The sequence below is a fragment of the uncultured Tateyamaria sp. genome, from assembly GCF_947503465.1.
Lineage (GTDB): Bacteria > Pseudomonadota > Alphaproteobacteria > Rhodobacterales > Rhodobacteraceae > Tateyamaria.
In genome coordinates, this window is sequence record NZ_CANNDN010000001.1 from 241986 (window position 1) to 260476 (window position 18491).

The 18491-nt window shown below is 63.1% G+C and carries 22 protein-coding genes; 12 read left to right on the forward strand and 10 right to left on the reverse strand.

The window, feature by feature from the left end:
• Positions 1–106: 106 nt before the first annotated feature.
• From gap (Q0844_RS01235) to gap (Q0844_RS01245), 3 genes are all read right to left on the reverse strand, one after another.
• Entirely contained in the window at positions 107–1111 is a 1005-nt protein-coding gene (gap, locus tag Q0844_RS01235) for a type I glyceraldehyde-3-phosphate dehydrogenase (RefSeq protein WP_299041222.1), read from the reverse strand.
• A gap of 145 nt (positions 1112–1256) precedes the next feature.
• Positions 1257–1400, reverse strand: a complete 144-nt coding sequence (locus Q0844_RS01240) for a hypothetical protein (protein ID WP_299041226.1) — start codon at positions 1398–1400, stop codon at positions 1257–1259.
• Positions 1401–1482: 82 nt separating this feature from the next.
• Positions 1483–2484: a type I glyceraldehyde-3-phosphate dehydrogenase gene (gene gap, locus Q0844_RS01245; protein WP_299041227.1), complete on the reverse strand. Its 1002-nt coding sequence runs from the start codon at positions 2482–2484 to the stop codon at positions 1483–1485.
• 205 nt (positions 2485–2689) lie between these two features.
• Here gap (Q0844_RS01245) and Q0844_RS01250 point away from each other — a divergent pair, with 205 nt between their 5' ends.
• A complete protein-coding gene (locus Q0844_RS01250) occupies positions 2690–3652 on the forward strand; it encodes a DUF808 domain-containing protein (protein WP_299041229.1) in 963 nt (320 codons plus the stop codon).
• A 35-nt stretch (positions 3653–3687) separates the two neighbouring features.
• On the opposite strand, the gene Q0844_RS01255 is transcribed toward Q0844_RS01250, so the two are convergent.
• Both Q0844_RS01255 and tkt read right to left on the reverse strand, forming a co-directional pair.
• Positions 3688–3930, reverse strand: coding sequence for a hypothetical protein (locus tag Q0844_RS01255; RefSeq protein ID WP_299041231.1), 243 nt, complete (start codon positions 3928–3930; stop codon positions 3688–3690).
• A gap of 137 nt (positions 3931–4067) precedes the next feature.
• The gene (gene tkt, locus Q0844_RS01260) at positions 4068–6083 is read right to left on the reverse strand and encodes a transketolase (protein ID WP_299041234.1); all 2016 of its coding nucleotides are present in this window, start codon (positions 6081–6083) and stop codon (positions 4068–4070) included.
• A gap of 275 nt (positions 6084–6358) precedes the next feature.
• Here tkt and Q0844_RS01265 point away from each other — a divergent pair, with 275 nt between their 5' ends.
• Complete coding sequence (locus Q0844_RS01265; protein WP_299041236.1) at positions 6359–6850, forward strand: hypothetical protein; 492 nt, start codon at positions 6359–6361, stop codon at positions 6848–6850.
• Positions 6843–7238, forward strand: coding sequence for a cell division protein ZapA (locus tag Q0844_RS01270; protein WP_299041237.1), 396 nt, complete (start codon positions 6843–6845; stop codon positions 7236–7238). The genes Q0844_RS01265 and Q0844_RS01270 overlap by 8 nt, the downstream gene beginning before the upstream one ends.
• 106 nt (positions 7239–7344) lie before the next feature.
• Here Q0844_RS01270 and grxD read toward each other — a convergent pair whose 3' ends face one another.
• From grxD to Q0844_RS01285, 3 genes are read right to left on the reverse strand one after another with little or no spacing between them, the layout of a single operon-like run.
• Positions 7345–7707 (reverse strand): Grx4 family monothiol glutaredoxin, encoded by a 363-nt coding sequence (grxD, locus tag Q0844_RS01275; RefSeq protein ID WP_299041239.1) that lies wholly within the window; start codon positions 7705–7707, stop codon positions 7345–7347.
• Position 7708: 1 nt separating this feature from the next.
• Entirely contained in the window at positions 7709–8008 is a 300-nt protein-coding gene (locus Q0844_RS01280; protein WP_299041242.1) for a hypothetical protein, read from the reverse strand.
• Position 8009: 1 nt separating this feature from the next.
• Entirely contained in the window at positions 8010–8249 is a 240-nt protein-coding gene (locus Q0844_RS01285) for a BolA family transcriptional regulator (RefSeq protein ID WP_299041245.1), read from the reverse strand.
• 172 nt (positions 8250–8421) lie between these two features.
• Here Q0844_RS01285 and Q0844_RS01290 point away from each other — a divergent pair, with 172 nt between their 5' ends.
• The 6 genes from Q0844_RS01290 (at position 8422) to Q0844_RS01315 (ending at position 14745) form a co-directional block, all read left to right on the forward strand.
• Positions 8422–9390 (forward strand): XdhC family protein, encoded by a 969-nt coding sequence (locus Q0844_RS01290; protein ID WP_299041247.1) that lies wholly within the window; start codon positions 8422–8424, stop codon positions 9388–9390.
• Complete coding sequence (locus Q0844_RS01295) at positions 9387–10379, forward strand: molybdopterin-binding protein (protein ID WP_299041249.1); 993 nt, start codon at positions 9387–9389, stop codon at positions 10377–10379. Before Q0844_RS01290 ends, Q0844_RS01295 begins: the two co-directional genes overlap by 4 nt.
• 109 nt (positions 10380–10488) lie before the next feature.
• A complete protein-coding gene (locus Q0844_RS01300; RefSeq protein ID WP_299041252.1) occupies positions 10489–10974 on the forward strand; it encodes a (2Fe-2S)-binding protein in 486 nt (161 codons plus the stop codon).
• 87 nt (positions 10975–11061) lie between these two features.
• Entirely contained in the window at positions 11062–13422 is a 2361-nt protein-coding gene (locus Q0844_RS01305) for a xanthine dehydrogenase family protein molybdopterin-binding subunit (RefSeq protein WP_299041255.1), read from the forward strand.
• A 94-nt stretch (positions 13423–13516) separates the two neighbouring features.
• On the forward strand, positions 13517–14308 hold the full coding sequence (locus tag Q0844_RS01310; protein WP_299041257.1) for a xanthine dehydrogenase family protein subunit M: 792 nt from the start codon (positions 13517–13519) through the stop codon (positions 14306–14308).
• A gap of 5 nt (positions 14309–14313) precedes the next feature.
• Positions 14314–14745 carry a hypothetical protein gene (locus Q0844_RS01315; RefSeq protein ID WP_299041258.1) on the forward strand — a complete coding sequence of 144 codons (432 nt, stop codon included), beginning with the start codon at positions 14314–14316 and terminating at the stop codon, positions 14743–14745.
• Here Q0844_RS01315 and Q0844_RS01320 read toward each other — a convergent pair.
• Positions 14742–15491 (reverse strand): SDR family oxidoreductase, encoded by a 750-nt coding sequence (locus tag Q0844_RS01320; RefSeq protein WP_299041260.1) that lies wholly within the window; start codon positions 15489–15491, stop codon positions 14742–14744. The genes Q0844_RS01315 and Q0844_RS01320 overlap by 4 nt on opposite strands.
• Positions 15492–15702: 211 nt before the next feature.
• Between Q0844_RS01320 and Q0844_RS01325 the strand changes: the two genes are divergently transcribed.
• Entirely contained in the window at positions 15703–16026 is a 324-nt protein-coding gene (locus Q0844_RS01325) for a hypothetical protein (RefSeq protein ID WP_299041263.1), read from the forward strand.
• A 141-nt stretch (positions 16027–16167) separates the two neighbouring features.
• A complete protein-coding gene (locus Q0844_RS01330) occupies positions 16168–16554 on the forward strand; it encodes a phasin family protein (protein ID WP_299041267.1) in 387 nt (128 codons plus the stop codon).
• Between the two features lie 100 nt (positions 16555–16654).
• On the opposite strand, the gene infC is transcribed toward Q0844_RS01330, so the two are convergent.
• The gene (infC, locus tag Q0844_RS01335; RefSeq protein WP_366522998.1) at positions 16655–17203 is read right to left on the reverse strand and encodes a translation initiation factor IF-3; all 549 of its coding nucleotides are present in this window, start codon (positions 17201–17203) and stop codon (positions 16655–16657) included.
• A 202-nt stretch (positions 17204–17405) separates the two neighbouring features.
• Between infC and Q0844_RS01340 the strand changes: the two genes are divergently transcribed.
• Positions 17406–18449, forward strand: coding sequence for a translation initiation factor 3 (locus Q0844_RS01340; RefSeq protein ID WP_299041271.1), 1044 nt, complete (start codon positions 17406–17408; stop codon positions 18447–18449).
• The last annotated feature ends 42 nt before the right edge of the window (positions 18450–18491 follow it).

Genomic DNA, 18491 nt, shown 5'->3' on the forward strand with positions numbered 1-18491 from the left:
TGCAAACACGTCACCTTTACCAAAGTCGTAGACCGGGTAAGGTGCTGCTAAATTGAAAAAGGGCGCCCTGAAGCGCCCCTTTGAGAATACGTGTTTTACTGCGTCGTTACAGGTACTTGCCCATCTCGACAGCCGTGTCGCCCATGCGGTTGGAAAAGCCCCATTCGTTGTCATACCACGACAGGACGCGGACGAAATTGCCGTCCATCACCTTGGTCTGATCCGTGGCAAAGATCGACGAATGAGGGTCGTGGTTAAAGTCCATCGACACCAGTTTGGCATCCACAACGCCCAAAACGCCGTCCAGCGGACCGGATGCCGCGGCGGCCGTCATCGCGGCGTTGATCTCGTCCACGGTCACGTCGCGGTCCATTTCCACTGTCAGGTCAACGCACGATACATTGGGTGTGGGCACGCGGATGGCCACACCGTCCAGCTTGCCGTTCAGCTCCGGCATCACAAGACCAACTGCCTTGGCGGCACCGGTCGAGGTGGGGATCATGTTCATCGCCGCCGCGCGGGCGCGGTAGAGATCCTTGTGCATCGTGTCCAGCGTCGGCTGGTCACCGGTATAGCTGTGGATTGTCGTCATGAAACCGCGCTTGATTCCGAACTGGTCGTGCAGGACCTTGGCGACGGGTGTCAGGCAGTTCGTGGTGCAGGATGCGTTCGACACCACCACATCATCACCGGTCAGCGCGGTGTGGTTCACGCCATAGACAATCGTCTTGTCAGCCTCCTTGCCGGGGGCTGAGATCAGCACACGGCTCGAGCCGTTTTCCAGATGCGCCTGGCATGCGTCCTTGGACGTGAAGATGCCCGTGCATTCCATCACGATATCCACGTGGGACCAGGGCAGGTCTGCCGGGTTCCGCTCTGCCGTGACCTTGATCGGACCGGTGCCGACGTCAATCGTGTCGCCAACAACCTTCACATTGACAGGAAAGCGGCCATGCACGCTGTCATATTGCAGCAGGTGGGCATTGGTCTCGACCGGTCCAAGGTCGTTGATGGCAACCACCTCTATATCCGTCCGACCGCTTTCGATGATGGCGCGCAGCACGTTGCGCCCGATGCGCCCGAAGCCGTTGATTGCAACTTTGATGGCCATGGTATCCCCCATGTCTGGTGTCAGCAAAAATGTCTGAACGCGGCCCGCGACAGGCGGGGCAGCGCCGTTACCGCTAACAAAGGCATAGTGCGGGGAATGTCAACCGAAGATACGGGTCACACAGGTGCGACATGTGGCCGACGGATCAGCGCCAGAAGGCCAACCATTCAAGCAGGTCTGCAAATTTCTTGCCCAGAAAAACCAGGTGTTCGGTGCCGTACAGCATGACGTCCGCCGCAATCGCGCCAACGATCAGCAGGGCAAGGGTAATGGCAACGCTGTTGGGCATAGGGGCGGTCACGCAAGTAAAAAGGGCAGGGCCGTTGTGACAGTCCCGCCCGTGCCTTGCAAGCTGCGGCTGTGGCTGTGGTTCAGGTCAGACGGCCCATCGCAACGGCCACGTCGGCCATGCGCACCGAAAACGCCCATTCATTGTCGTACCACGCCAGTACACGGACCAGACGCCCCCCGACAACCTTGGTCTGGTCGGGGGCAAAGATCGACGAGTATTCGGTGTGGTTAAAGTCGATACTGACCTTCTGTTCGTCGTCATAGGCCAGAACACGGCCCATCGGGCCTGCGGCGGCCTCTGCCACGGCGGCGTTCACCTCGTCGACGGTCACGTCACGGCCCGCTTCGAATGTCAGATCGACGGCGCTCACGTTCGGCGTGGGCACGCGCATGGCGGTGCCGTCCAGCTTGCCCGCCAGATTGGGCAGAACCTCACCCAGCGCCTTGGCGGCACCGGTCGAGGTGGGGATCATCGCCATGGCTGCGGCGCGGGCGCGGTACAGATCCTTGTGGCGCCGGTCCAGCGTTGGCTGGTCGCCGGTGTAGCTGTGAATGGTGGTCATCACACCGCGTTCGATGCCAAAGGCACGGTCCAGAACCTTTGCCAGCGGGGCCAGGCAGTTTGTCGTGCACGACCCGTTCGAGATCATGCGGTCATTGGCTGCGAGCTGTTCGTCGTTCACCCCGAAGACAACTGTCTTGTCCACGTTCTTGCCCGGGGCCGACAGCAGCACCTTGCGTGCGCCGCGCTCCATATGCGTCCTGGCCTTTTCGCCGTCATTGAATTTGCCAGTGCATTCCAGCACAACATCGACGCCCGTCCAGTCAAGTTCATTCATGTCGTAGGTGGACATCATGCGGATCGGGCCACGGCCCAGATCCATCGTGTCGTTCGTCAGCGTCACCGCGTTTGGAAAACGGCCATGCACGCTGTCATATTTGATCAGGTGGGCCGAGGTCTCAAGCGGGCCGGTGGCATTCACGGCCACCACGTCGATGTCGTTGCGCAGCGATGATGCGATGTGGCTGAGGGTACAGCGCCCGATGCGTCCAAACCCGTTGATGCCGACTTTGATGGTCATGGTTCCGGTGGTCCTTCCGCTGGGGCAGCTTTGGTGTTGGTTGGGTCATAGCCGCCGCGGCGCAGCATGAGAAGGGGAAAAGGACCGTTTAATCAGCATGTTAGCGATAAACGTGTGCCATTGTATGCAGTTCGCGCTAACAGTATGCGGAACCGGGCGGGTGTGTTATGCGCTAACGTAAGGATACAGCAAGGGAACGGGCGGTATGAGCGGACTTATTGCGCTTTTGGATGATGTCGCGGGAATCGCCAAGGTGGCGGCGGCCTCTGTCGATGATGTGATCGGGCAGGCGGCCAAGGCGGGATCCAAAGCAGCCGGTGCCGTGATTGACGACGCCGCCGTGACACCGAAATACGTCCATGGCTTTTCTGCCGACCGCGAGTTGCCGATCATCTGGCGCATTGCAAAGGGGTCGTTCAAGAACAAGCTGGTATTTTTGCTGCCCATCGGCCTTTTGCTGTCGAACTTCGCGCCCTGGGCTATCCCGCCGCTTCTGATGCTGGGCGGATCATACCTGTGTTTCGAAGGCGCCGAAAAGGTCGCGCATGTGATGGGCTGGGGCCACGGGCACGAGGATTACCAGGGCAAGGAAACCGAGATCGAGGATCCCGCGCACCTGGAAGAACAGAAGGCCAAGGGCGCGATCAAGACCGATTTCATCCTGTCGGCCGAGATCATGACAATCGCGCTTGCGGCAATCCCGGAAAGCAACTTCTGGATGGAAGCGGCAACGCTTGCGACCGTCGCAATCATGATCACCGTGGCGGTCTATGGATCGGTGGCGCTGATTGTGAAGGCCGATGATGCAGGGCTGGCCCTGGCACAGCGGGGGCGGTTGGGTCTGACCCGTGCACTGGGACGGGGCATCGTGAAGGTCATGCCCGGATTCATGAAGCTCCTGACCATTGTCGGCACCGGCGCGATGCTTTGGGTGGGGGGCGAGATTATCGTCCACGGTCTTGCGCAGATGGGCTGGCACGCACCCGAAGACGCCGTGTACGGAATTGCCAAGGCTGTCGGCGGTGACGCGGCCGCGGCGGTGTGGGGGGTAAAGGCGGCTTTGCACGGTGTGCTGGGTCTGGCGTGGGGCTTTGTCCTGATCCCGGTGGGTGAAAAGGTGATTACGCCGCTCTGGCGCGGCGTGTCCTCGCGACTGGCCCGGGCATAAGCCGGGGCGCCCAGGGGGGGGCGCAGGCCGTCTGCTTAGTAGTCGGCTTCGACCAAGACGTCGACGCTTTGGGTGTTTTGAGCAGCCTGTTTGTCCGCGCGTGACGCTTCCGTTCTGACCTCTGCCGTGGGGGCAGCGCTGCGTATTGGCAGGAATGCCGCAAGCAGGCTCAAACCAACCAGCAAAACCGCGCCGCCCAATGAATAGATTGCCAAGGCCAGCCAAATAGAGCCCCCAAAAATCAGGGAGGCTCCTGCGGCAATCGCTGCCAGCATCATAGCAAGACCAATATTCCCAATCACACGCGCCGCTTGGAGGTGAGACACACTCCGCCTAGAGGTTTTTGCCAGTTTTCATTATTCCACCACAAATAACAGCAAAACTTGTTATGAGAGTGTTAACGGCATCTATTTGCCTAAATGAGCGCCTTTGCCCGCGCGACAACGTTTTCCGCCGTGATGCCGAACTTTTCAAACAGCACGTTTGCCGGGGCGGATGCGCCAAAGTCGTCCATGCCCACGAAGTCGGCCTTGTTCGCCTTGCCACGCTCGCCCAGCAGCCACCGGTCCCAACCCTGGCGCACGGCCGCTTCGATCCCGACGCGAACGGCGCCCGCAGGCAGCACCTTGCGGCGATAGCTTTCGTCCTGCGCGGCAAACAGTTCCATGCAGGGCATGGATACGACGCGCGTGCCAATTCCGGCCTCTTGCAGCGTGGCCCGGGCCTCAAGCGCCACGGACACTTCCGAGCCGGACGCGATCAGGATCACCTGACGCTTGCCCTCTGCCTCGGCCAGAACATAGGCACCCTGGGCGGTCATGTTCTTCAGCTTGTGTTCGGTCCGCACGGTCGGCAGGCCCTGACGGGTCAGGGACAGGACCGATGGGGTTTCGGTCGAGGACAGCGCCAATTCCCAGCTTTCCGCCGTCTCAACCGCGTCGGCGGGACGGAAGACATGTGTATTGGGCGTCGCCCGGCTGATGGCCAGATGCTCCACCGGTTGGTGGGTCGGTCCGTCTTCGCCCAGGCCGATGCTGTCATGGGTCATGACGAACACGGTCGGGATTTTCATCAGGGCAGCCAGACGCATGGCAGGGCGGGCGTAGTCGGTAAAGCACATGAATGTGCCGCCATAGGGGCGGATCCCTCCATGCAGGGCCATGCCGTTCATGGCTGCGGCCATGCCGTGTTCGCGGATGCCCCAATAGACATAGCGCCCGGCGCGGTTGTCCACGTCAAAGACACCCAGGTCACCCGTCTTGGTGTTGTTCGATCCGGTCAGGTCAGCCGACCCGCCCACGGTTTCCGGCATCACGGGGTTTAGGACCTCCAGCGCCTTTTCGGATGCGGCACGGGTCGCCAGCTTGGGTGCGCTTTCCGACATCTGTTTCTTGAAGGCCTTGACCGTCGCCGACAGCTTCTTGGGCACCTCGCGGGCGAAGGACCGGTTGAACAGGGCCCGCTTGGCACCGGACATGGCGTCAAAACGCTCTTCCCACGCCTGGCGATCCTCGGCCCCGCGCGCACCAATCGCTTCCCACGCCGCCTTCACGTCGGCAGGCACGTCAAACGGGCCCGTCGTCCAGCCATAGGCTTCCTTGGCGTCCTGCAATTGCCCCTGATCAGTCAGCGCGCCGTGGCCCTTTGACGTATCCTGTGCCGCGTGACCCAGCGCGATGTGGGTCTTGCAGGCAATCATCGTGGGCTTGCCCTGGCTCTTGGCCTTGGTGATGGCGGCATCAATGGCTTCGGGGTCGTGGCCGTCAATCTCGATCACGGCCCAGCCTGCGGACTTGAAGCGCTGCGGCTGATCGGTGGTGTCTGCCAGCGATACGGGGCCATCAATTGTGATGTTGTTGTTGTCCCAGAACACGATCAGCTTGGACAGCTGGTGGCGACCGGCAAGGGTGATGGCCTCCTGGCTCACGCCTTCCATCAGACAGCCATCACCGGCGATGACATAGGTATGGTGATCCACGACCTTCTTGCCGAAGCGGGCGCGCAGGATTTCCTCGGCCATGGCAAAACCGATGGCGTTGGAAAGGCCCTGGCCCAACGGGCCGGTGGTGGTCTCGATCCCCTTGGCGTGGCCGTATTCCGGATGACCTGCCGTCTTGGACCCCCATTGGCGGAAGTCCTTGATCTGTTGCAGCGTCATATCCTCGTAGCCCGTGAGGTGCAGCAGGGAATAAAGCAGCATGGACCCGTGGCCCGCGGACAGAATAAACCGATCCCGGTCCGGCCAATCGGGGGCCTTGGCATCGAATTTAAGGTGCTTTTCAAACAGGACCGTGGCGACATCGGCCATCCCCATGGGCATGCCGGAGTGGCCGGAATTGGCGGCGGCCACGGCATCAAGGGTCAAGGCGCGAATGGCGGTGGCCTTTGACCAATGGTCGGGATGGGCGGTGCGAAGGGCTGTCAGGTCCACGGGGTAACTCGTCCTTTGGGTTATGTTTCGGGCTGCATATCAGGCAAAGGCCAAAGATCAAGGCGATCCGCCACGGCAAAACGGCGCCAATGGGCATCGGCGGCGCCTTGCTACATCAATGCCGTCTGCCAAGTGCTTGATCGCAAAGGGGGGCGCATTTCCAGACCGCTTTGGCTAGACTGAGGTGCAAAGCGACGGGAAATCGATTCGATGCACCGGGGTAAACAGGTGGGACGCGCCAAGGCGCAAAAACAAAAAGGGGACGGGCACCACAGATGAGCGACATTGACGGATTGCAGCAGCGGTTGACGGCCGCCATGGACCGGATCGCCACCGGCCTTGGCGGGCTGGATGCGGCAGGAGCTGACGAGACAGCCGCCCTTCAGGCCGCGCTTGAGGATGAACGGGTGGCAAACGCGCAATTGACCGAGCGGGTGCGCAAGTTGTCCGATGCGCAAGCGGCCGCCACGGCAGAGGCGGAGGCCGCCGCAGATGCGGCACGCGCACGGGTCGAGGAACTGGATCTGGAATTGCAGCGCCTGCGCAAGGCCAATGACCAGTTGCGCACATCAAACGCCGCACTGCGCGCCGCGAACGAGGAAGGGGTGGGAGAACCGCACCTGATCAACACGTCCATGATGGCCGAACTGGAAGGCCTGCGCGCCGCCCGCGCGGCAGATGTGGCCGAGGCCAGCAGCATCATTGGCGCGTTGGCGCCGCTTCTGGATCAACTGGATGCCCCGGAAGAGGAGGACGCAGATGCCTGAGGTCACGATCAACATTGGCGGGCGCCCGTTTCAGGTGGCCTGCCAGGAAGGCGAAGAAAGCTATCTTCATTCGGCGGCCAAGATGCTGGATGACGAAGCACAGGTGCTGGCCGATCAGGCCGGGCGGATGCCCGAGGCGCGGATGCTGTTGATGGCGGGCCTGATGCTGGCCGACAAGACCGCCAGCATCGAGGACCGCGTGACCGAGGTCGAGGCCAAGCTGGCCGAGCGCGAGGCGGAACTGGAAGGGCTGCGCACGATGGGCGCGCCGGAACCCGAGCGCATCGAAGTGCCCGTGGTGCCGCAGGCCGTCACCGACACGCTGGCGGAACTTGCCGCGCGGGCCGAAGCGCTGGCTGCGGAGGTCGAGGAAAAGACCGGCGGCTGAGCCGCCGCCCGGCACACACCAGACCCAAAGAAAGGCCGCGACCCCCCGCCGGGGCCGCGGCTTGTTTCATTCCGGATGGCTGTGCGCCACGCGCGTCGCCGCAGGTTCAGCCGTTGGCTTCGCGGATCTTGTCGGCGGCGTCCTTGTCGTAGGTCACGCCGTTTTCATCGAACAGCGTGTCCAGTTCGCCTGACAGCGTCATCTCAGTGATGATGTCGCATCCGCCCACGAACTCGCCCTTGACGTATAGCTGGGGGATGGTGGGCCAATCCGAAAAATCCTTGATCCCCTGGCGCAGTTCCTCGTCCGCCAGCACGTTCACATCGGCGAAATCGACGCCCATGTAGTTCAGCACGCCCGCCACGCGGCTGGAAAATCCGCACTGGGGCATGGATTTGGTGCCTTTCATATACAGCACCACGTCGTTGGTCTTGTTGGTTTCAGTGATCCGGCTTGCGGCATCGGTCATGTCAGTTGCCTTTCTTTTGGAAGGCGCGGTGGAACCGCGCGGCATAGGTTTCGTCTTCGGGCATCGGTTTCACATGGGTGCTGGACCGGCCGAAAAAGCCGCCCTTGCCCACAAGCGTCGGCAACCGATCCGAAGTATCGTTGGCGCGGGTGGCCCGGTCGATCACATCCATATCCACGCCTTCCATGCCCAAGGGCACGCGGCGGTTCTGGCCCATCTCGTCCCGGCTGGGACGACGGCCCGCAAGGGGGCCGCGGGGCGCACGGCGAAAGGGCATGGACAGGATGCGCCACAGGCCCATGTCAGGGCGCCTTCGTGGTCAGGGCCAGCGCGTGCAATTCGCCGTGGCTGCCATCCATCTTGCCTTTCAGCGCCTTGGTCACGGCCCGGTGCTGCTGCACCCGGTTCATCCCGGCAAAAGACGCGTCCACAACCTCGGCGGAATAGTGATTTCCATCACCGGCCAGGTCCGTGATGGTGATCTTGGCATCGGGAAAGCTTTCGCGGATCAGGTCTTCGATCTCTTGCGCTTGCATGGGCATGAATGGTGTCTCCGGCAGGTCTTGATCCAGATGTAGGCCGCAGGCCCGGGGGGCGCAAGCACTAGCCGTCCCGGGGCCGCGCGCAAGGCCCTGTGCTTTGGTCAGGGTTGTGTTCGGCAAGGACGCACGATTACGCTTGGCTCAACGGACATCAACGCAACGGATACGCCATATGCCATCGGTCGAAACCGCCCCCGAGCAGGCGCTGGAATGGGTACAGGCAGGCAAGGGCGCCGCGCTTGCCACTGTCATCGAAACCTGGGGCAGCGCGCCCCGGCGCGCGGGCGCCCAGATGGTGGTGTCGGGCGACGGCGACATGATGGGGTCCGTCTCGGGCGGCTGTGTCGAAGGGGCCGTGGTGGTCGAGGCGATGGAGGCGCTGGAAGACGGCGCGCCACGCGTGCTGGAATACGGGGTCAGCGACGGCGATGCCTTTGCCGTGGGCCTGGCCTGTGGCGGCACCATCAAGATCCTCGTGGAACCCGTGGGCAAGGCCATGCCCGTCGCCATGCTGGACACGTTGGTGGCGGCCCGCGCCGACAGGACCCGAATGGCCTATGTCGTCGACACCGAAACATGGAACCGGCGGCTTGACCGTGAGGGCCATACCGCGCGCTTTGCCAAGGACCGCACAGGCGTCGAGGAGGACGGCAAGACCTTTGTCGCCATCCACAACCCGCCCCTGCGCCTTGCGATCGTGGGCGGCGTGCACATCGCGCAGGCGCTGGTGCCCATGGCGAAACTGGCAGGCTACGACGCCACGATCATCGACCCGCGCGAAGCGTTCGGCTCGACGGCCCGCTTTCCGGGGGAAACGGTGATCAACGACTGGCCCGACGACGCGCTGGCCGAAACAGGTGTCGATGCGCGCACGGCCCTTGTCCTGCTGACCCATGATCCGAAACTGGACGATCCGGCGCTGCACATCGCGCTCAACTCCGATGCCTTCTATATCGGTGCGCTCGGCTCGACCCGCACCCACGCCAAACGGGTGGCCCGGTTGGAAGAGGCCGGGTTCAGCGCCGATCAGATCGCGCGGATCAAGGGACCCATCGGCCTTGATATCGGGGCGGCCAGCCCGCCCGAGATCGCGGTGGCGATCCTTGCCCAGATGGTCTCAACGCTCCGGCACGGCGCATGAAGTTCGGACCAAGGCCCGCAGGCGATGCGGTTGGCACGATCCTTGCCCACTCGCTGGCCGGTTCAACAGGCCGTGTGTCCAAGGGCACGGTGCTGACGCAGGCCGAAATCGACGACCTGCTGAAGGCAGGCCACGACACGCTAACCGTTGCCGCCCTCGACCCGAACGATATCGAAGAAAATGCAGCGGCGGAAACCCTTGCCGCGGCGGTGGTGCCACACCCCGACACCCAGGGCCTGCGCATCAGCGCTGCCGGGGCAGGGCGGGTGAACCTGTATGCCACCGGCCCGGGCGTCGTGGCGGTCGACGCACGACGCATCGCGGCCATCAATGGCATTGACCCGATGATCACCATCGCCACGGTCCCCCCCTTTCACCGGGTGGACGCAGGCACCATGGTCGCCACGATCAAGATCATTGCCTACGCAGTCCCACGGTCCGCACTGGCGCAGGCCTGCGCTGATGCGGCGGCGACCATCCGGGTGTTGGCGCCACGGTTCAAGACCGCGACGCTCATTGAAACGCAGGTTGGAAACACGGAACCGTCCGGCAAGGGGCGCGCCGCGCTGGCCGGTCGCCTTGACCGGTTGCAAGCCACGCTGACACCGCGCGTTGTCGTGCCCCATCGGGACGATCCGCTGTCCCGGGCCGTGGCCACCGCCGAGGGCGAGGTCATTTTCATCCTCACTGCCTCTGCCACCTCCGACACGCATGACGTCGCCCCCAGCGCGGTCCGTGCCGCCGGCGGCACGGTCACCGCCTTCGGCATGCCGGTTGATCCTGGAAACCTGCTGTTTTTCGGAGCGCTTGGCGACACACCGGTGATCGGCCTGCCGGGCTGCGCCCGTTCGCCCGCGCTCAACGGGGCCGACTGGGTGCTGGAACGGCTGATGTGCGGCGTGGCACTGACCCAGGCCGACATCTCGGCCATGGGGGTGGGGGGGCTGCTCAAGGAAATCCCGACCCGACCGCGCCCGCGCGACGGCTAAGACCCTGCGCGATCTTGCGATTTCGCAAAGGCCACGAAAATTTCTGTTCTCAACTGCCGGTCCCCATGCTTAACTCCCCTCAAACAAGAATGCCAAAAGGGAGGATGCCATGGCACAGGTCTCGATGACCGTGAACGGAAAGGCTGCGTCTGGCGAGGTTGAGGGGCGTACATTACTGTCGTCTTTCCTGCGCGACCAGCTGATGCTGACAGGAACCCACGTGGGCTGCGACACCTCGCAATGCGGGGCCTGCGTGGTGCATGTGGACGGGCAGGCGGTCAAATCCTGCACGATGCTGGCGGTCGAGGCCGAAGGGGCTGACGTCGCCACCATCGAAGGCCAGGCCAATGCGGACGGGTCACTGAACGTGATCCAGCAGGCGTTCCAGGATCACCACGGCCTGCAATGCGGCTTTTGCACGCCCGGCATGGTGATGTCGGCAGCGGCGCTGCTGAAGGACAACCCGAAACCGTCCGAAACCGAGGTGCGCGAATATCTCGAAGGCAACATCTGCCGCTGCACCGGCTACCACAACATCGTCAAGGCGATCATGGCCGCGTCCGGCCAGGACGTATCGGCCATCGCCGCAGAGTGACACGAAAGGTGCGCGCAAAGCGCACACCCTACGCAACGCGTAGGGTGCGCATTTACTGCGCACCGCCACATTAGGGAGGAATAGAACATGCCAAAAGACGGAGGCATCGGCGCCAGCAGCAAGCGGCGCGAGGACATACGGTTCCTGACAGGGGCCGGGAACTACACCGACGACATCAACATTCGCGGTCAGGCCTATGTGCATTTCCTGCGCTCGGACATCGCGCACGGCACGATCACCAACATCGACACCAGCGCGGCCGCATCCATGCCCGGCGTTGTGCGTATTTTCACGGGCTCGGATTTCGAGGGCGTGGGGGGGATGCCCTGCGGTTGGCAAGTGACCGACAAGCACGGCCAGCCGATGCAGGAACCGGCCCACCCGATCCTGGCGCAAGGCAAAGTGCGCCATGTGGGCGAACCGATTGCCGCCGTGGTGGCCGATACACTGGAACAGGCGCGTGACGCCGCCGAAGCGATCACCGTCGACATCGCGGAACTGCCCGCCGTCGTGGACATGAAAGCGGCGCTGGAGAGCGGTGCCACCAAGGTTCACGACGATCTGAACGACAACCTCTGCTACGATTGGGGGTTCGTCGAAGAAAACAAGGACGCCGTAAACAAGGCCTTCGAGGATGCGGCGCACGTCACCTCGCTCGAACTGGTCAACAACCGGCTTGTGGCCAATCCGATGGAACCGCGCGTGGCGGTGGGTGACTATGCCCGCGGCACGGATGAACACACGCTTTATACCACCAGCCAGAACCCGCATGTGATCCGGTTGCTGATGGGGGCGTTCGTGCTGGGCATTCCAGAGCACAAGCTGCGCGTCGTGGCCCCGGATGTGGGGGGCGGCTTCGGCACCAAGATCTTCCACTATCAGGAAGAAGCGTTCTGCACCTTCGCGGCCAAGGCCTGCAACCGTCCGGTCAAATGGACATCCTCGCGCTCTGAGGCGTTCATCTCCGATGCCCATGGCCGCGACCACGTGACCAAGATCGAACTGGCGCTGGACGCCGACAACAACTTCACCGCGATCCGCACGGAAACGCACGCGAACATGGGCGCGTATCTGTCGACTTTTGCGCCGTCGGTGCCCACATGGCTGCACGGCACGCTGATGGCTGGGAACTACAAGACCCCGCTGATCTACGTGAACGTCAAGGCCGTCTTCACCAACACCGTGCCCGTTGATGCCTATCGTGGCGCTGGCAGGCCAGAGGCGACGTTCCAGCTGGAACGCGTGGTGGACAAGGCCGCGCGCGAATTGGGCGTCGATCCCATCGCCCTGCGCCGCCAGAACTTCATCACCGAGTTCCCCTATGCCACGCCCGTTGCCGTCGAATACGACACCGGAGACTATCACGGCACCATGGACAAGCTCGAAGAGATGGGCGACTTCACCGGTTTCGCGGCCCGCCGCGCGGAAAGCGAGAAAAACGGCAAGCTGCGGGGCCTCGGCGTGAACTGCTATATCGAGGCGTGCGGCATCGCGCCGTCCAACCTCGTGGGTCAGCTTGGCGCGCGTGCGGGTCTTTACGAATCCGCGACTGTCCGCGTGAATGCCACGGGCGGTCTGGTCGTGATGACCGGCAGCCACAGCCACGGGCAGGGGCACGAAACATCCTTTGCCCAGGTGGTGGCCGAAATGATCGGCATCGACGAGAACATGGTCGAGATCGTGCATGGCGACACCGCCAACACGCCGATGGGCATGGGCACCTATGGCTCCCGCTCCATCGCGGTGGGGGGCAGCGCCATGGTCCGCGCGACTGAGAAGATCATCAACAAGGCGAAGAAGATCGCGTCCCACCTTCTGGAAGCCTCCGAGGCCGACATCGAATTGAAGGACGGCGCGTTCAGCGTGGCGGGCACCGACAAGTCGGTGGCCTGGGGCGACGTGACCCTGGCCGCGTACGTGCCGCACAATTACCCGCTCGAGGATATCGAACCGGGGCTGGAGGAAACGGCCTTCTACGATCCGGCGAATTTCACATATCCGTCAGGGGCTTATGCCTGTGAAGTTGAAGTGGACCCGGACACCGGCAAGGTGACCATCGAACGGTTTGCGGCGGCGGATGACTTCGGCAACATCATCAACCCGATGATCGTGACAGGTCAGGTCCATGGCGGCATCGCCCAGGGGATCGGTCAGGCGCTTCTGGAAAACTGCGCGTATGACGAGAACGGCCAGCTGCTCAGCGCGTCCTACATGGACTATGCCATGCCGCGCGCGGACGATCTGCCGATGTTCTCGGTCGATCACTCGTCCCATACGCCCTGCACCCACAACCCGCTGGGCGTGAAGGGCTGCGGCGAGGCGGGGGCCATAGGCTCACCTCCCGCGGTGGTGAACGCGGTGGTCGACGCGCTGCAATCGGCGGGCAAGGATGTAACCCATATCGACATGCCCCTGTCGCCCGACCGTGTCTGGGCGGCGATGCAATAGGTTGAAAACGCGGGACTGGGGCGCTGCCCCAGACCCCGGAGTTTATATGGCCAAGTGAAGACATGTTTTCGTTTGGCTGAGAAAGGACAAGGAAATGTACAACTTTGATGTCGTAACACCGACCCGGATCGCGGATGCGGTCAAGGAATTGTCGGACAGCACCGAAAGCCAGCCCCTCGGCGGTGGGCAGACGCTGATCCCGACGCTGAAACAGCGCCTTGCCAGCCCCGAAAAGCTGGTCAGCCTGTCTGCCATCGACGAGATGCGGGGCGTGTGCAAGGGCGATGACGGATCGGTTTGCATCGGCGGGGCCACAACCCATGCCACGGTCGCGGCAGAGGCTGGGGACTACCCCGCGCTGGCCGCAACAGCCGCCCATATCGGCGATCCGGCCGTGCGCAACCGGGGCACCATCGGCGGCAGTCTTGCCAACAACGACCCCTCTGCGTGCTATCCGGCCGCCGCTTTGGCCTCCGGCGCCACGATCAAGACGAACACGCGCGAGATTGCGGCGGATGAGTACTTTCAGGGCATGTTCGCCACCGCGCTGGACGAGGGCGAAATCATCACCGAGGTGCGTTTCCCCGTGCCCGAGAAAGCCAACTACCAAAAGTTCGTGCAGCCCGCGTCGCGCTTTGCGTTGGTGGGTGTGTTTGTTGCCAAATATGCCGACGGTGTGCGCGTTGCCATCACCGGGGCCAGCAATGACGGTGTGTTCCGCTGGACCGAGGCCGAGGCGGCGCTGTCTGCGAATTTCTCTGCGGAAGCGCTCGACGGGGTGTCGTTGGGCGGCGATGACATGATCAACGACTTGCACGGCACCGGGGCATACCGCGCCCATCTATGCGCGGTGATGACTAAAAGGGCCGTCAGCGCCGCAGGGTGACGCGCTTGCGTACACCCGTGCGAAATGGCTGCCTGGTGGCGGCCCTTTTGTGTGTTTCAGGCGGCGTGCAGGCCGACGAATCCCGTGTCCTGCGCGCCAATATCGTGGGGTGCGTCAAGGCCGTGGACGGGCTGGGCGATGATCTGCGTGCCCCTATGCAATCCCACTGTCTCGCACTCGCGATTGCACGTTGCGAACGGGCCGACTCCGGCCCCGCGGCCAGATGTTTTTCCGACCTCACCGACACCATGCAGCGCTATGCCGATGCCCTGGCCACGATGCTGGACACCGACATTCCACGCGCCGCGTCAGACACGCTGTGCACCGCGCGCCACAGCAGTGACACCAACCGGACGCGGTGTGTGCTTGTGGCCGAATTCGGGCACCTGCGCGATCTTTTCAACGCGGCCAAGGCGGCGCGGCTGGACTTGCCCTAGATCGATCCCGCCTCGACCATGAAGTTGTTGGCCGTGCACATGGCTGCATCGTCAGACGCCAGCCACAGCACCATCCGCGCCACATACACCGGATCGATCAGATCCGGCAGGCATTGCCGTGCGCGGTGCGCCTCCAACGCCTCCGGCGTCGCCCACAGCTCTTTCTGCCGGTCGGTCATGATCCAGCCAGGCACGACGGTGTTCACCCGGATGCGGTGGTCGCCCAGATCGCGCGCCATGGTGCGGGTCAGGCCGTGCACGGCGGCCTTGGCCGTGGTGTAGGCGGGAAAGCCGCCACCGGCCTCCCACCAGGAATTGGACCCAAGGTTGATGATGGACCCGCCGCCTGCCGCGATCATGCCGGGGGCCACCGCCTGAATGGCAAAGAACATGTGGCGCAGATTGGTCTGCATCCGTTCGTCCCAGTAGTCGGGCGTGACATCCTGCCAGTTGTGGCGGTCGTCGCGGGCGGCATTGTTGACCAGCACGGTAAAGGGGCCAACCTGTTCGGCCAACGTGGCAATGGCCGCGCGGGTCGCGTCGATGTCGCGTAAATCGCAAAGCGCGTGCGCCGCGCCGGTGGCTTTCGTGACCTCGGCCGCGGCATCGGCGTCGCGATCCAGAAACACGACCCGGGCCCCCTGATCGGCAAAGGCTTGGACCGTAAGCCGCCCGATCCCCGACGCCCCGCCAGTTACCAGAACGGGGGTGTGATCAAGGCTGGGATAGCGGGCAAATTGCGGCATGTTCGGGCTCCGTCATTGAAAGGGCCACTTGTCGATTGGGGGCGGCCCAAGGTCAAGGTCCGCGACGCGCACACCCGCGTGAGCCAGAAGCCGCCGATGGGCGCGCTGACACATATCCAACCGGGGTGACCGCAAGCAATTCGTGCTATGATCAGCCCGCTGCATATTTCGCAGTGATCCTTAAAGTCATTTTATCCAAGGAGTTACACAGATGGCTGTCGAATTTCGTCAACTGACCATTCATTTCGATCCGACCCGCGGGCGCAAACAGCGGGAATCCCAAACCGTGGTGTTCGGTGCAAATGTGCAAAAAGCCGAAGCAATGCTGAAAGGCTTTCGCCTGCGCTACAACAACGGGGATCACCATGTGCTGGAGCAGGAGGTGGACCTGGATATCACCCGCATCTCCGGCAATTCCGTGACCGTCGCGGCGGATTTCCTGCTGCGTGACGGCTCGGGCAATATCGACGATCCGTTCAGCGGCTTTGTGCAGGCCGTCGTTGTGGCCGACACAGCGGCCAATCCGCAGACCTGATCCCATCACGTCAAGGGGCCAGCATCCGCTGGCCTCTTTTTTCGGCAACAGACCGCGTGCCGCGATCACTTTTGATCCGGATCACTCTATGCGGCGCCTTGCTGTGGTAGCATGAAACCGCCACAGGGAGGATCACGCACCATGAAACGCAGCGACACCGCAAAAGACCACACCGCCACCGCACCCAGCATGGCGGACGCGCTTGCGCATTGGCAATCGGCGGGGCTTGGCGCGCTCAACTGGTTTGGGTCAGGCACGCTTGACCGGATGAGCGGCATGGGCGCGGAATGGATGGCCTTTGTGGCCGAACGGGTCCGCGAGGACGTGGCCCTGCAACACGCGTTGTTGCACGCCAAGACCCCGGCCGAGGTGCAGGCGCTGCAAATGACCTTCCTGCAGAAGGCCCTGGATCAATACACCGCAGAGACGGGCAAGATGATGGAGCTGGGGTCAAGGCTTTTTGACGCCACGGCGCAGGACGCCACGGACGAGGACACCGATGATCTGGCCAACAATGTGAACGTCTGATCCCGGCGCGACACAGGGCCTGCCGCACCGCAACGGGCGCCGGAAAAGGAAAGGGCGCCGCAGCTGCAGCGCCCTGTCGTCTGTTCGGCTGATCCGGTCGTCACTTCTGCGGCAATGGCCCGATCATCATGACCATCTGACGGCCTTCCATCTTGGGAAAGTTCTCGACCTTGCCGATGTCCTTGGTGTCCTCGGCCACCCGTTCCAGCAATTCGCGACCCAGGTTCTGGTGCGCCATCTCGCGGCCACGGAATCGCAGGGTCACCTTCACCTTGTCGCCGTTTTCAAGGAACTTGAAGACGTTGCGCATCTTCACATCGTAATCGTTGGTGTCGGTGTTGGGGCGGAACTTGACCTCCTTCACCTCGATGATCTTCTGCTTCTTGCGGGCTTCGGCTTCGCGTTTCTGCGTCTCGTACTTGAACTTGCCGAAATCCATGATCTTGCACACGGGCGGATTGGCATTGGGCGAGATTTCAACCAGATCCAGCCCGGCCTCATCCGCCATGTCCATGGCGCGGGCGGGGGTGACAACACCGACATTTTCGCCGTCGGCGCCAATCAGGCGAATTTCAGTTGCACGGATCTTGTCATTGACGCGCGGGCCGGTGTCTCTCTGGGGCGGCGCGTTGTGGGGTCTGCGAGCGATGGTGGTCGTCCTTTGATCGTTCCAAAAATATGAGGCCGGAAGGTAGCCTTTGACCCGGTTTTCTTCAACCCTATGAATCGGCCATCCTGCGCCGAAATCTGCAATTTTCCCCCTTGAACCTTTTCTTTCCGGCCCGCATCTGACACCCGGAACCAAAGGCGCGGACACACAGTTGATCGCGGACACATAAAAGGACAGTGCCATGAGAAATCTCATCTGGATTATCGTAGCGGTCGTGATCGCGGGTGGGGCCTATCTGCTCTACTCCGGCCAGACCCCCCAAGAGGTGGCAACACAGGCGGCAGACGCCGTGAATGCGCCCGAAGCGCTCGACAGCGCAAGCGAGGCCGTCGGCGAGGCGGTCGAGGCCACGCAAGAGGCGGCGACCGACGCTGTGGACGCCGCCACGGATGCGGGCGAAGCGGCCGTGGACGCGGTGGAAGAGACAGCGGGTGCAGCGGTTGATGCGGCCACTGACCTGGCAGAAGGTGCCGCTGATGCGGCAGCCGACGCGGTGGACGGGGCACAGGCCCTGGCCGAAGACGCGGCAAATGCAGCCGGTGACGCGGTGGACGCCGCAACCGACGCGGCCAGCGACGCTGTTGATGCCGTGACCGGCACTGCATCGGAGGCGGCAGATGCCGCGACGGACACCGCCACCGACGCGGCAGACGCAACGGCAGATGCGGCAGACGCGGCCACGGACGCAGCCGGCGACGCGGTAGACGCGGCCGCCGACACAGCCGCCGACGCCGCCGAAGCCACGACAGAGGCCGCGACGGACGCCGTTGACGCAACGACCGAAGCCGCAACAGACGCGGCCGAAGCCACCACAGACGCCGCAACAGACGCAGCCGAAGCCACAACAGACGCCGCAACCGACGCAGCCGAAGCCACAACAGACGCTGCAACCGACGCGGTTGATGCAACCACCGAAGCCGCAGAGGGTGCCGCAGACGCAGCAACGGATGCAGTGACGGAAGACGCGGCAACCGAAACCGCCGACGCAGCCATTGACGAGGCGGCAGTGACGGCCACGGAAGGCACCGAAGACGCAGGCGGCGCGGCCAAACTTCTAACCGTCGACGGGTTCAATTTCGAGAAGGTTGCCGAGATGATCGACAACTCCGAGGCCCTGAGCACCGTTCAGAAAACCACGCTCAAGGCCGGGATCGAGCAAGCGCAGAACAACCCCGAAGTTCTGCAAGGCCTGCTGGACCAGCTGAAATCGGCTATGGGTCTCTGATCCAACCGATCTTTGCAACATGTGAAAGCGCTCCTGAGGCTC